The organism is Thioclava sp. ES.031 (genome assembly GCF_002563775.1).
Lineage (GTDB): Bacteria > Pseudomonadota > Alphaproteobacteria > Rhodobacterales > Rhodobacteraceae > Thioclava.
In genome coordinates this window covers 1602348-1614605 of sequence record NZ_PDJO01000001.1, presented here as the reverse complement: position 1 = coordinate 1614605, position 12258 = coordinate 1602348, and the positions used below count along the sequence as shown (strand labels likewise).

The 12258-nt window shown below is 64.6% G+C and carries 12 protein-coding genes; 6 read left to right on the top strand and 6 right to left on the bottom strand.

Going from position 1 to position 12258, the window contains the following annotated elements; all coding sequences use genetic code 11:
- The first annotated feature begins 71 nt into the window (after positions 1–71).
- The 4 genes from AXZ77_RS19305 to AXZ77_RS07815 all read left to right on the top strand — a co-directional run bounded on the left by AXZ77_RS19305 (position 72) and on the right by AXZ77_RS07815 (position 3727).
- Positions 72–818: an IclR family transcriptional regulator gene (locus tag AXZ77_RS19305; RefSeq protein ID WP_176535986.1), complete on the top strand. Its 747-nt coding sequence runs from the start codon at positions 72–74 to the stop codon at positions 816–818.
- A 129-nt stretch (positions 819–947) separates the two neighbouring features.
- The gene (locus tag AXZ77_RS07825; RefSeq protein ID WP_098410708.1) at positions 948–1817 is read left to right on the top strand and encodes a dioxygenase; all 870 of its coding nucleotides are present in this window, start codon (positions 948–950) and stop codon (positions 1815–1817) included.
- A gap of 88 nt (positions 1818–1905) precedes the next feature.
- Complete coding sequence (locus AXZ77_RS07820; RefSeq protein ID WP_098410707.1) at positions 1906–3087, top strand: muconate/chloromuconate family cycloisomerase; 1182 nt, start codon at positions 1906–1908, stop codon at positions 3085–3087.
- A gap of 4 nt (positions 3088–3091) precedes the next feature.
- Positions 3092–3727: a glutathione S-transferase family protein gene (locus AXZ77_RS07815; protein ID WP_098410706.1), complete on the top strand. Its 636-nt coding sequence runs from the start codon at positions 3092–3094 to the stop codon at positions 3725–3727.
- 27 nt (positions 3728–3754) lie between these two features.
- Here AXZ77_RS07815 and AXZ77_RS07810 read toward each other — a convergent pair whose 3' ends face one another.
- The 6 genes from AXZ77_RS07810 to AXZ77_RS07785 all read right to left on the bottom strand — a co-directional run bounded on the left by AXZ77_RS07810 (position 3755) and on the right by AXZ77_RS07785 (position 9344).
- Complete coding sequence (locus AXZ77_RS07810; protein ID WP_078519240.1) at positions 3755–4642, bottom strand: LysR family transcriptional regulator; 888 nt, start codon at positions 4640–4642, stop codon at positions 3755–3757.
- 115 nt (positions 4643–4757) lie between these two features.
- Positions 4758–5627 (bottom strand): transporter, encoded by an 870-nt coding sequence (locus AXZ77_RS07805; protein ID WP_098410705.1) that lies wholly within the window; start codon positions 5625–5627, stop codon positions 4758–4760.
- A 115-nt stretch (positions 5628–5742) separates the two neighbouring features.
- Positions 5743–6804 (bottom strand): 4-hydroxy-2-oxovalerate aldolase, encoded by a 1062-nt coding sequence (gene dmpG / locus AXZ77_RS07800; protein WP_098410704.1) that lies wholly within the window; start codon positions 6802–6804, stop codon positions 5743–5745.
- Positions 6801–7718 (bottom strand): acetaldehyde dehydrogenase (acetylating), encoded by a 918-nt coding sequence (locus AXZ77_RS07795; protein WP_098410703.1) that lies wholly within the window; start codon positions 7716–7718, stop codon positions 6801–6803. Before AXZ77_RS07795 ends, dmpG begins: the two co-directional genes overlap by 4 nt.
- A 22-nt stretch (positions 7719–7740) precedes the next feature.
- A complete protein-coding gene (gene dmpH / locus AXZ77_RS07790) occupies positions 7741–8547 on the bottom strand; it encodes a 2-oxo-3-hexenedioate decarboxylase (protein WP_098410702.1) in 807 nt (268 codons plus the stop codon).
- Positions 8544–9344, bottom strand: coding sequence for a fumarylacetoacetate hydrolase family protein (locus tag AXZ77_RS07785; RefSeq protein WP_303741009.1), 801 nt, complete (start codon positions 9342–9344; stop codon positions 8544–8546). The genes dmpH and AXZ77_RS07785 overlap by 4 nt, the downstream gene beginning before the upstream one ends.
- Positions 9345–9593: 249 nt before the next feature.
- Between AXZ77_RS07785 and AXZ77_RS07780 the strand changes: the two genes are divergently transcribed.
- Both AXZ77_RS07780 and AXZ77_RS07775 read left to right on the top strand, forming a co-directional pair.
- Positions 9594–11060, top strand: a complete 1467-nt coding sequence (locus tag AXZ77_RS07780; RefSeq protein ID WP_098410701.1) for a 2-hydroxymuconic semialdehyde dehydrogenase — start codon at positions 9594–9596, stop codon at positions 11058–11060.
- A gap of 232 nt (positions 11061–11292) precedes the next feature.
- A complete protein-coding gene (locus AXZ77_RS07775; protein ID WP_098410700.1) occupies positions 11293–12180 on the top strand; it encodes a LysR family transcriptional regulator in 888 nt (295 codons plus the stop codon).
- Positions 12181–12258: the final 78 nt, after the last annotated feature.

Below are 12258 nucleotides of genomic sequence, written 5' to 3'. Positions count from 1 at the left end.
TCGACAAATACCGCGACTTTTTCCGGCAATACCGGAATTCTGAGACCCGAAATCACCGCGGGAGGGTCCAGATGAAGACATTACGCAAGGTCGGGGAGCTTTTGCGCCAGTTCACCGCCGCGCAGCCGGAGCATTCGGTCACGGATCTGTCGCGCGCGATCGGCAATTCCGTGAGCGGCACGCATGACCTCGTGAACGGTCTGGCCCGAATCGGATTGCTGCGAAAGGTCGAGCGGGGACGCTATCGGCTGGGTCCGCTGGTCGCGACGCTGAACCGCGCGCTGGAGGATAGTTCCGCGCTGACGGAGGCCGCGCGGCCCGTGTTGGCGGCGCTCTGGCGCGACTATGGCGAGACGCTGCACCTGACCTTGCACGATCACGGGCGGCTTCTGGTGCTCGACGCGCTGGAGGGCACGCAGGCGCTGCGGGTCTCGCGCGAGGCGCTGGGGTCGTGGATCGCGCTGCATGACAGCCCGCCGGGGATGCTGCATCTGGCGCAATTTTCCCCGGCCCAGCTTGAGGAATATCTCGACCGGCACACCCGGCCCGGCTCGCGGCTGGAGGATCGCGCACGCCTGCGCGCGGAGCTCGACGCGCTCGCACGCGACGGGTTCAACGCAGGCGCGCCGAAGGACGAGGCGGATGTAATCTGCGTCTCGGCGCTGATCCGCGACCACATCGCCCAGCCCGTCGCGGTGCTGGTCATCTCGGTCCCCCGCTCGCGCCACGAGGTCCAGCCGCGCGCCTTCCGCAATATCGCCCTGGGCGCCGCGCGGACGATTTCCGAACGCCTGGGGTATGAACTTCGCCCAAACTGAACCTTTGAGGTATTACAGGATACCGCGCACCCGTCTGGCCCAAGCCGCGTGCGCCATGCAAATCTCCCCTTATCGAATTGAAGGCGCCGCCCGGAGGAGGGCCGCCCACCGCATCCGAGGAGGAGACTTATGCGCAACGTAACCGTGGATAATGTGACCGATGTGGTCATCGACTCGCTGGGCCAGCACGCCACGCTCGAGCCGCGCCAGCGAGAGATCATGGAAAGCCTGATCAAGCATCTGCACGGGTTCTGCAAAGACGTGAACCTGACCCATGACGAATTTCTCTATGCCTGCGACTATCTGGGCCGCGCCGGTGCGCTGTGCTCGGACAAGCGTCAGGAATTCATCCTGCTGGGCGACATCCTCGGCGTCGAAGTGCTCGTCGACATGCTCTCGAACCCGATCTCGGGCGACGAGACCGTTTCGACCGTGCTCGGGCCGTTCTTCCGCGAGAACGCTCCGGTGATGCCGAAAGGCGCCTCGACCATTCAGAAGAACTTCGAGGGTCAGGAAACCGTCTATGTCGAGGGCTATATCCGCGACAACAAGGGCAACCCGATCCCCGGCGCGATCATCGACGTGTGGGAAGACGCGCCGAACGGTCTTTACGAGAACCACGATCCCGATCAGCCCGAATATAACCTGCGCGGCCGTTTTGAGAGCGACGAGAACGGGCATTACGCCTTCGTCGCGATCCGCCCCGTGCCCTACCCGATCCCCGGCGACGAGACCGCGGGCGAACTGATCCGCTACATGGGCCACCACTGCATGCGCCCGGGCCATATCCACATGATGGTCACGCGCGAGGGCTACCGCCCGCTGATCTCGCAGATCTACGACGCCGATAGCGATTATCTCGACAATGACTCGGTCTTCGCCGTGAAAGAGGACCTGATCGGCAAGTTCGAGAAGGCGCCCGAAGGTTCGGAAACCGATCTGGTTCTGCGCTTCGACTTCACGCTGGGCAATCAGGCTCAGGCGATGGCCGCGGAATGATCCAAGTGGCGTAAAGAGTTCCCGGCGCCGCAAGCGCGGCGCCGGATTTACCTTGAAGACCAATGACATATTTCGAAGGACAGAGCCGATGACTACGCCCGGCGTTGCGAAACTCGCAGATCATTTTCAGGGCGCCGACGCCCATGCGGGTCGCCAGATCGCGAAGATCGAGACGATGATCGTCGATTGCCCGACGACCCGGCGCCACAAGCTGTCCAACACGGAAATCAACTTCCAGTCCTATGTGATCGTGCGCGCCGAACTGGCCGACGGATCGGTCGGCTGGGGCGAGGCATCGACGCTGGGCGGTCCCCGCTGGGCCGAGGAAAGCGTCGAGGCGATGAAGGCCAATATCGACACCTATCTCGCCCCGGCTCTGGCTGGGGCCAATGCGCTCGAGTTCGAGCTGAATGCCGCCAAGATGGCCAAGGCCGCGAGCCGTAACAACGCCGCGCGCGCCGCGGTGGATGCCGCGCTTTACGATGCAGCCGGGCACTCGCTCGATCTGTCGGTCTCGGTCCTGATGGGGGGCGCGGTGCGCGACAAGATCGAGGTGATCTGGGCGCTCGCCTCGGGCGATGCCGATCAGGAGATCGAGGAAGCCAACCGCAAGTTCGACGCGCGCGAGCATCGCCGCTTCAAGATCAAGCTGGGCTTCAACACGCCTGATCAGGACATGATCCGCCTGCGCAAGATCGTCTCGGCGCTGGAGGGCAAAGCCACCGAGATCATCGTCGACGTCAATCAGGGCTGGACCGAGGCGGTCGCGATCCGCTACCTGCCGCAGCTGGCCGAGATGGGCGTGTCGCTGATCGAACAGCCGCTGCGTCCCGGCCTGATTGCGGCCACCGCGCGTGTCGCCGCGCGCGCCGCGATCCCGATCATGGTGGACGAGGCCGCTTTCACCGGCCCCGATATTGTCGCCAACGGCATCGCTGCGGCCGGTTCGGTCTATTCGCTGAAACTGGTGAAATCGGGCGGGTTGAACGAGATCAAGCGCGCCGCCGGGATCGCGCAGGCCTGCGGGATGGAGCTTTATGGCGGCTGCCTGATCGAGAGCGGCATCGGCGCCGCGGCGCATCTGGCCGTATTCTCGACCCTGCCCCGGCTCGAATGGGGCTGCGAGCATTTCGGCCCGAAGATCCTGAAAACGGACCTCACCGGCGGCGAAATCCGCTTCGCCGATTTCCACGTTCATTGCCCGACCGGCCCCGGCCTCGGGATCACGGTGAACGAGGACGTGCTGGCCTCCGTCGCGCGGAAAGGCTGAGCCGATGCCGATCCTGCACTGGTCCCCGCGCTCGCCCTACGTCCGCAAAGCGATGGTCGCGCTGCATGAGAAAGGTCTGGCCGATAAGGTCGAGACCGTGCGCACCCATGCCGACCCGATGATCCCGCATGAGGGGCTGATGGCGATCAACCCGCTGTCGAAGATCCCGACGCTGGAGCTCGAAGACGGCCGCGTGCTGTTCGACAGCCATGTGGTTTGCGAATGGGCCGATCTGGAGAGCGCAGACGGCCCGCAGCTTTTCCCCGCCGACCCCGCCGCGCGGCTCGAGGCCGAGCGCGACGAGGCGCTGGGAACGGGGCTGTTGGATGTGGCGCTACCGTGGCTGGTGGAGCTGAAGATGCGGCCCGAGGAACAGCGGTCCGAGCAGATGCTCGCCGTCTATCGCACCAAGATGAACCGGGTTGCGGATTGGTTGGAAGGTCATGCCGCGCGCCTGACCGAGCGGCCCTTCGATATCGGTCATCTGAGCATCGGGGTCGCGCTCTGCTATCTCGATTTCCGCTTCGACGGTGAGGGCTGGCGCGAGGGCCGTCCGGAGTTGGCCAATTGGCACGCACGCTTTGCCGAACGCCCGTCCGTGCAGGCCACGACCTTCCGCGACGACCCGCGCCCGACTTAATGCATCACTTGAACTTCGCGCCGCAACCTACTGTTTACGCGCAAATTTACGGGTCACTTCCAGAAAGTGCATCACCTGCGGCGCGCGATTGTCGAGCCGCGCATGCACGGTCAGGCCGGTCCCCGGATTATAGCCCTTATAGGGCCGGAAGATCACGCCGGGGCGCTGCGTGCGCGACACCGACTGCGGCACCACCGCGATCCCCACGCCCACTGACACAAGGCTGATCGCGGATTGGAAATCCTGCGCGAGATCGACGGCCTTCGGCTTGAACCCTTCGCGCGCGCAGATATCAAGCACGACATCGGCATAGCTGGGCCGGGGCTTGCGCGGATAGAGCACGAAGGTCTTGTCGGCGAGATCGGCGAAATGGATCTCGGCGCGGGTGCCGAGATCAGAATTGTCGGGCAGCGCGAGGATCAGCGGCTCGGTGCAGAGCGGCTCGCGGCGGAACTCCTCGTCATCGAGGATCGGCCGCGCCACTGCGATGTCGATCTCGCGGCTCACAAGCGCGGTGTGCAGCTCGGCATTGTTCATCGCCGAGAGCTGCAGCTCGACCTCCGGGTAGAAGGATCGGTAGGATTTGATCAGCGTCGGCAGCACCCCATGCGAGGCCGATCCGACAAAGGCGATCCGCAGCCGCCCGCCCGCGCCGGAGCCCACCATCTTCGTCTCGCGATAGGCCGCATCCAGCCGTTCGAGCAATTGCCGCGCGTGATCCTGCAGCACCTCGCCCGCCTGTGTCAGCCGGATCTGGCTGCGCGAACGGTCGAAAAGCTGCACCTCCAGCTCGGCCTCGAGCGCCGCGATCTGACGCGACAGCGGCGGCTGCGCGATATCCAACCGGTTCGCCGCGCGTCCGAAATGCAATTCCTCGGCCACCGCGAGGAAATATTTGAGCCGCTTGAAGTCCATTCCCACGCCTCCTCCCGTTGATACCATATAGGTCATAACGGAACCCTCCTCACTATCGCAAAAGGTATTGGATAATGCCGGGCACGAATGAGGGCTCGCGCCCGGCCGGGGAGGATCAGAAGACCTTCAGGAAACGCAGCTCCGCGACCACGTCGTTGCGGAACCCGCCATCGCTGTTCACGTCCTTCGCCAGCATCCCCTGCACCTGGACGGTCGGCGTGACGAAAGTATTGGCATAGAGGCGGAGCTGATCGCGCTCGGTGCGCTGGCCGGTATCGGCGCCGCCCACCTTGATCTTGCCGCCGCGCTGCGAGGACAGGCCGAAGGACACGGAGGTCTTCTGGCCGAATTGCTTGCGCAGATAGGCCTGAACCTGCGTGGCGGGGCTGCGCTCGATCTTCTGGCCTTGTTCGGTGTGGTCCATCGTGACCGCCACATCGGCCATCGCGTCGAAATAAAGCCCCTGCCCGAGCCCCTGAATGAACCCGATCTGCGGCGTCAGCGCCCACGTCCCAGAGCCCGCGCTGACCTTCGCCGCGTCATACCGCCCCGTAGGCGCGGTCACGAAGGCGGTCACGCCGAGCGTTGTCCCGGTCTCGGGGTTCGACGGCTGCACTGGCCAGACCGAGAAGCCCAGCGTCAGATCGCCCACGCCCGATTTGGTCGGCATGTCCCCACCGCCGATGCGCGCAGTGTCGAAATTCACGATCGGCAGCACCGCCTGATAGAGCGCAGGCATCCCGAAGGCTTCGGAATAATGCAGCCCGCGCAGGACCATCACGTTCACCTTGGCCTTGCTGTCGGGCACCTTCGTCCCACCAAGCTCGAACGTATCGGCGCTTTGATGCTGCAGATAGAGCAGCCCGATATTCGTGCCGGACGGCAGGATGTTGTAATCCCCCGGGGCCACGTCGATGGCATGGGCCGGCAGTGCGGCAAGCGACATCAGCGCGCTCAAAGCGAGCGCGGCGCGTTTCAGTTTCATGGATTTCCTCCCTTCGCGTTTCTCTGGTCCGGTCGCTCCGGGCGTCAGGGCTCCTCTTCCCCTACCCGGTCCGGCTTTCCGCGCGCCGTTGGGACCGACGCGCGGAAAGGATCTGTCAGGCGCTCTCCTTCAACAGGCCGCGCTCGCGCGCCATGGTCATCGCCGTGTCCTGGATCATGTCTTCCTGACCGCCGATCATCTTCTTGCGGCCCAGTTCGACAAGGATGTCGCGCGCCGGGATGCCGAAGCGCTCGCCTGCGCGTTTCGCGGGCAGCAGGAAGGTCGAATAGACCCCGGCAAAGCCCAGCGTCAGCGCTTCGCGGTCGGCGCGAACGACGTGATCCATGAACGGGACCACGACATCCTCGGCCAGATCCATCAGCGCGAAGGTGTCGGAGCCGGTCTCGATCTCCATCCGGTCACAGACGGCGGCCAGCACCTCGATCGGCGCATTGCCCGCACCTGCGCCCAGCCCCGCCAGCGAGGCGTCGATCCGCGTAGCCCCCGCACCGATGGCGGCGATGGAGTTGGCGATGCCGAGGCCGAGATTGTGGTGGCCGTGGAAGCCGATCTCCGTTTCCGGTTTCAGCGCATCACGCATCATCGAGATCGCATGGGTGACCTCGTGGGTCAGCATCGCGCCCGCCGAGTCCGTGACATAGACGGTGTTGGCGCCATAGCTCTCCATCAGGAGCGCCTGTTCCGTCAGCCCCTCGGCCGAGTTCAGATGTGACATCATCAGAAAGCCCGAGGCATCCATCCCGAGCTTGCGCGCGAAGGCGATATGCTGCGGCGAGGTGTCGGCCTCGGTACAATGGGTCGCGACATGGACCGAGCGCGCGCCGCACTGATAGGCCTCTTCGAGCTCTTTCATCGTGCCGAGACCCGGGATCAGCAGCACCGAAATCGTCGCCTGTTTCACCACCGCAGCAACCGCCGAGATATATTCCGCGTTGGACGCCAGCGCGCGGCCATGCTGGATCGAGTTGCCACCCAGACCCGCGCCATGGGTGACCTGCATGTAAGGCACGCCCGCCGCGTCGAGACCCTTGGCGATCTTGACCATCATCTCGACCGGGATCTGCTCGCGCTTGGCATGCATCCCGTCGCGCAGGGACATGTCGTGCAGCTTGACCTTGCGGCCTTCCATGCCCGATTTCGCTTTTTCATGGGTCATTGTGCCGGCTCCAGTTTCTTGAGTTCCATCGACCCGTCGAGGATCCGCTCGGCGAACATCTCGGCGGTGCGTGCCGCCGCCGCCGTCATGATGTCGAGATTGCCCGCATAGGTCGGCAGGTAGTCGCCAAGGCCCGCGACCTCCATGAAGACCGCGACGCGTTTGCCGTCGAAATCGGGGCCGTTCACCAGCTTGTAGCCGGGGACGTAGCGCTGAACCTGCGCGATCATATCCTTCACCGATTTGGTGATCGCTTCGCGGTCGGGCGTGCCCTCGACCTCGCAATAGATCGTGTTGCGCATGATCATCGGCGGATCGGCGGGGTTGATGATCGCAAGCGCCTTGCCCTTCTTCGCGCCGCCCACCTTCTCGATCGCGTTCGAGGTGGTGAAGGTGAACTCGTCGAGGTTCGCCCGCGTGCCCGGCCCGATGGATTTCGAGCTGAGCGAGGCGATGATCTCGGCATATTCGACCGTCTGCACCGCGCCCACGGCCGAGACGATCGGGATCGTCGCCTGACCCGCGCAGGAGATCATGTTGACGTTCATCGGGGTGGCCTTCGCCAGATCGCCGAGATTCACCGGCGGCACGCATAAGGGACCGATCGCGGCGGGCGTCAGGTCGACCATGAACACGCCCAACTCGTTGAGCTTGCGCGAGTTTTCGGCATGGACATAGGCCGAGGTCGCGTCGAATGCGATCTGGATGCCGTCTTCTTCGACATGGGGCAGCAGCCCGTCGACGCCTTCATGGGTGACCTTCAGCCCCTTCTCCTTGGCGCGCTTGAGGCCGTCGGAATCGGGGTCGATGCCGACCATCCAGACCGGCTCCAGCACCTCCGAGCGCAGCAGCTTGAACATCAGATCGGTGCCGATATTGCCCGACCCGATCAGGGCACATTTGATCTTGTTCATCTTGAACCTCCTTGGCTCGGGATCACTCGGTGAAGGTCACCGTGATCGAGCCCATCTCGTAAAATCTCGCGGTGATGGAATCGCCGGGTTTGACGGCCACGGCGGCGGTGATCGCGCCGGCCATCACGAAGCTGCCCGCGGGCAGCACCTCGCCCATATCGTCCAGAACGCCGACCAGCATCGCGATCGCCTCGGCGGGGTGGCCCAGCACCTCGGCGCCCGCGCCGATCTGGGCGATCTCGCCGTTATGCTCCAACACGACGCCCACGGTCCGCAGATCGAGCGCGTCGGGCCGGATCATCCGCCCGCCCGGCACATAGCGCGCCGAGCTGGAATTGTCGGCCAGCACCGATTCCAGATCGAACTTGAACCCAGTGAAGCGGCTGTCGATCACCTCCAGCGCGGGCTGGACGTAATCGGTGGCGGCCAGCACGTCGTCGCGCGTAACCTTGCCCGCCAGCTCCTTGTTGGTCACAAAAGCGATCTCGGCCTCGACCCGCGGGTGGATCATGTCGCTGACGGTGATCTTCGAGTTCGCCGGACGCTCCATCGCGTCGGTCAGAAAGCCCACGCCGGGGGTCGAGACCCCCATCTGCGCCATTTTCGGCTTCGAGGTCAGGCCCGCTTTCCAGCCGATCACCCGCTCGCCCTTCTTCTCCAGATTGCGGCGCAGCGCGGTCTGGACGCGATAGGCGTCGGCGATGGTCAGATCGGTATAATCCTCGGTCAGTTTGCGGATCGGCACCGCGTAGCGCTGCGCGGTCTCGACGCGCTCGGCCATGCGGATGATCGCTTCCTCATCGACGGTCTTCGGTTGATCGAGGCTCATACCATTGCCCTCCCGGCAAAACGCATCTCGCACGCGCCGATGCCCGCGATCTCGCAAGTGAAATGATCGCCATCCGTGACGGCCAGCAGCGGCGCCTGCGCGCCCGACAGGATGATCTCTCCGGCTTTCAGCGGGATCCCCAGACGCCCGAGCGTATTGGCCAGCCACGCGACCGCCATCACCGGCGAGCCTTGCACCGCAGCGCCTGCCCCGGTCGCGACCACCTCGCCGTTCTTCTCGATCACCATGCCTGCGAGGCTGAGGTCCAGATCGCGCGGATCGGCCTTGGCCTCGCCCAGCACGAACACGCCGCAAGACGCGTTATCGGCCACAGTATCCTGAATCTTGATCTGCCAATCCTCGAACCGGGTATCGACGATCTCGAAACAGGGCGTCACATAGTCGGTCGCGCGGATCACGTCCGAGACGGTCACGCCCGGCCCGATCAGGTCTTCCTTCAGGCGGAAGGCCAGCTCGCCCTCGAGGCGCGGCTGCATCAGCTTGCTGAGGTCGATCGTCGCGCCATCCTCGAACAGCATCCGCTTCGTCACCTGCCCGAAATCGGGCTGGTAGACGCCGAGCGCGTCCTGAATGGCGCGGCTCGTCAGGCCGATCTTCTTGCCGACGACCGCGTCGCCCGCCTCCAGACGCCGCTCCAGCATCCGCAACTGGATGCGATAGGCGTCCTCGATGTCGCTCTCGGGTTCGAGCGCGCTGATTTTCTGGGTCGGTCGGCCCGAGCGCAGCGCGTCATACAGCGCATCGCCCAAGCTCTCGATCTTGGTGCTGTCCAGCATATGTCCTCCGTCGCGGCCCTCATCTGCATCGGTCTCGTGAAACCGATACGGGCTGCCTCCGGATCAAGGCTAAGACGGCGGCGCGATACGCTCCAATACTTTGACGGGCCGGGCTTGATACGGGTTTTGCATCGCGACCCGATGCGGCATCATGCAAAAACGGTATCGCGTGCGGGATGCAAAAGCATTGGAGCGTATCGGCCGGGTTGCCTAGCTTGTCGCCCAAGAGGTGGCTCACGGGAGGACGATATGACCACGCATAAGCTCTTCATCGACGGCGAATACCGCGCCGCGCAATCGGGCAAAACCTTCGACAAGATTTCCCCGTCCACCGGCGAGAAGATCGCCGATGTGCATGAGGCGCTGGCCGAGGATGTGAATGACGCGGTGGAGGCGGCACAGGCGGCGCTGAAAGGCCCCTGGGGCAAGATGCCGAAAGCGCAACGCTGCGATCTGCTGATGAAGATCGCCGACGCGATCGACGCACGCAAGGCCGACTTCATGGAAGCGGAAGTGGCCGATACCGGCCATACGCGCGGCTTTGCCGAGAAGGTCGAGATTCCGCGCGGCGCGGCGAATTTCCGGATCTTCGCGGAGATGCTCAAGAACACGGGCGGCGAGTATTTCCATATGGATACGCCCGACGGCACGGGGGCGGCCAATCTCGAACTGCATCGCCCGAAAGGCGTGATCGGGGTGATCTCGCCCTGGAACGCGCCGTTCCTGCTGATGACTTGGAAGGTTGGCCCGGCGCTGGCTTGTGGCAATACGGTCGTCGTGAAGCCGTCCGAGGAAAGCCCCGCCACCGCGACCCTGCTGGGCGAGGTGATGAACGAGGTGGGCATCCCGAAAGGCGTCTATAACGTGATCCACGGCTTTGGGCCGGACAGCGCGGGCGAGTTGCTGACCCAGCATCCGGGCGTCAACGGCATCACCTTCACCGGCGAGACCCGCACCGGCGAGGCGATCATGAAGCAGGCTGCGGTGGGGCTGCGCGATGTGTCGTTTGAACTCGGCGGCAAAAACCCCGCCATCGTCTTTGCCGATGCAGATCTGGACAAGGCGATCGAGGTCACGATGCGCTCGTGTTTCGCCAATACCGGGCAGGTCTGTCTGGGCACCGAGCGGATTTACGTCGAACGCCCCGTCTTCGAGGAATTCGTCAGCCGCCTGAAAGCGGGCGCGGAAGGTCTGATCCAAGGCGGCCCGGATACCGACGGCGCGACCATCGGCCCGCTGATCTCCGCTGAGCATCGCGAGAAGGTGCTGAGCTATTACAAGAAGGCCGCCGATCTGGGCGCGACCATCGTCACCGGCGGCGGCACGCCGGACTTCGCGCAAGGCGATTACCGCAACGGGGGCTTCTTCGTCGAGCCGACCATCTGGACCGGCCTGCCCGAAGACAGCCCCATCGTGCGCGAGGAAATCTTCGGCCCCTGCTGCCACATCCAGCCCTTCGACAGCGAAGAGGAAGTGATCGCGATGGCCAACGATACCAATTACGGGCTCTCGGCCACGATCCTCACTGAAAATCTCAGCCGCGCACATCGCGTCGGCGGGCAGATGGAGGCGGGCCTCGTCTGGGTGAACTCGTGGTTCCTGCGCGACCTGCGCACGGCCTTCGGTGGCTCGAAATCCTCAGGGATCGGGCGCGAAGGCGGGGTGCATTCGCTCGAATTCTACACCGAGCGGACGAACCTCTGTATCAAGCTGTGAGCGCCAGCCTCGCGAGCCGCGCCCGATGCGCGCCGCAGGCGCAGGGCGCGCGCCGGCCCGTGCCGACGGGCTGGCGCCTTGCCACCCGCGCGCGTGGCTCGAGCGATGGAGGCAGCCGCGCGGATAAAGCGCATCCGCTGATATGTCGGGATGCGCCACCCCACGGGCCGCCGCGCGCCCGGCTTGCCCCCTTCGCCATTGTGCCTCACTCTGAGCGCCGGAGAGGACACCCATGAACCTGCGCCAGCTTCGCTATTTCATCGCCGTGGCCGAAGAGCTGCATTTCGGCCGCGCGGCCGAGCGGCTGCATGTCTCCCAGCCCCCGATCACCCGCCAGATTCAAGCGCTGGAGGAACAGCTCGGCGCGCAGCTTTTCAACCGCACGCCGCGCGGGGTGGAGCTGACGCAAGCGGGGGCGCTGTTTCTCGATGAGGCGCGCAACATCGCGGCGCTGCTCGATCAGGCGGCGGACCGGGTGCACCGGGCGTCCGAGGGCGGGCTTGGCCGGATTGACATCGCGATCTTCGGCACCGCGATCCTCAGCTTCATCCCGCGCATCATCCTCGAATTCAAACGCCGCTACCCGGATGTGAAAGTGGTGATGCACGCGCTCGACAAACTGGCGCAGATCGAGGGGCTGCAGAACCGTTCGATCGATCTGGGCTTCAACCGGATGCTGACGCCGGTGCCGGGGCTGGCGATCGAGGAGCTGGCCTCGGAGCCGCTCTATATCGTCGTGCCCGATCCGGGGCCTTTCGCGGATCGCGAGAGCGTCGCGCTGTCGGAACTGGCGCGCGAACCGATGATGCTGTTTCCCGCCAGCCGCGCGCAGGGGTTCGTCGAGAAGGTCACGGGGCTCTGCCACGAGGCAGGCTTTGCGCCCAATGTCGCGCAGGTCGTGGGCGACGGCTTTACCGCGATGGCGCTGGTGGCGGCGGGCTTCGGCGTCTCGGTCGTCCCGCAATCGATCACATCGGTCATCATGGAAGGCGTGAAATGCCTGCCGATCAGCGATGTGAGCGACAGCGCGCGGGTCGATATCTCCTGCATCTCCCGAGAGGACGACCCATCTCCGATCGTCGCGAATTTCCTCGAAGTCGCACGCAGTTTAAGTCAATAAATTCCGCAACTTGAAAGACGTTCCTCATGTTGCAGACCGGACGTGATCCGGGTGCGACATCGTGCCATATGACGGGTT

Excerpts from the sequence above, each read along its gene's own strand:
- AXZ77_RS07805 (WP_098410705.1), bottom strand. The coding sequence starts at position 5,627 with ATGAAACTGAAACGCGCCGCGCTCGCTTTGAGCGCGCTGATGTCGCTT.
- dmpG (WP_098410704.1), bottom strand. The coding sequence starts at position 6,804 with ATGACCCATGAAAAAGCGAAATCGGGCATGGAAGGCCGCAAGGTCAAG.
- AXZ77_RS07815 (WP_098410706.1), top strand. The coding sequence starts at position 3,092 with ATGCCGATCCTGCACTGGTCCCCGCGCTCGCCCTACGTCCGCAAAGCG.
- AXZ77_RS07775 (WP_098410700.1), top strand. The coding sequence starts at position 11,293 with ATGAACCTGCGCCAGCTTCGCTATTTCATCGCCGTGGCCGAAGAGCTG.
- dmpH (WP_098410702.1), bottom strand. The coding sequence starts at position 8,547 with ATGAGCCTCGATCAACCGAAGACCGTCGATGAGGAAGCGATCATCCGC.
- AXZ77_RS07825 (WP_098410708.1), top strand. The coding sequence starts at position 948 with ATGCGCAACGTAACCGTGGATAATGTGACCGATGTGGTCATCGACTCG.
- AXZ77_RS07810 (WP_078519240.1), bottom strand. The coding sequence starts at position 4,642 with ATGGACTTCAAGCGGCTCAAATATTTCCTCGCGGTGGCCGAGGAATTG.
- AXZ77_RS19305 (WP_176535986.1), top strand. The coding sequence starts at position 72 with ATGAAGACATTACGCAAGGTCGGGGAGCTTTTGCGCCAGTTCACCGCC.
- AXZ77_RS07820 (WP_098410707.1), top strand. The coding sequence starts at position 1,906 with ATGACTACGCCCGGCGTTGCGAAACTCGCAGATCATTTTCAGGGCGCC.
- AXZ77_RS07785 (WP_303741009.1), bottom strand. The coding sequence starts at position 9,344 with ATGCTGGACAGCACCAAGATCGAGAGCTTGGGCGATGCGCTGTATGAC.
- AXZ77_RS07780 (WP_098410701.1), top strand. The coding sequence starts at position 9,594 with ATGACCACGCATAAGCTCTTCATCGACGGCGAATACCGCGCCGCGCAA.
- AXZ77_RS07795 (WP_098410703.1), bottom strand. The coding sequence starts at position 7,718 with ATGAACAAGATCAAATGTGCCCTGATCGGGTCGGGCAATATCGGCACC.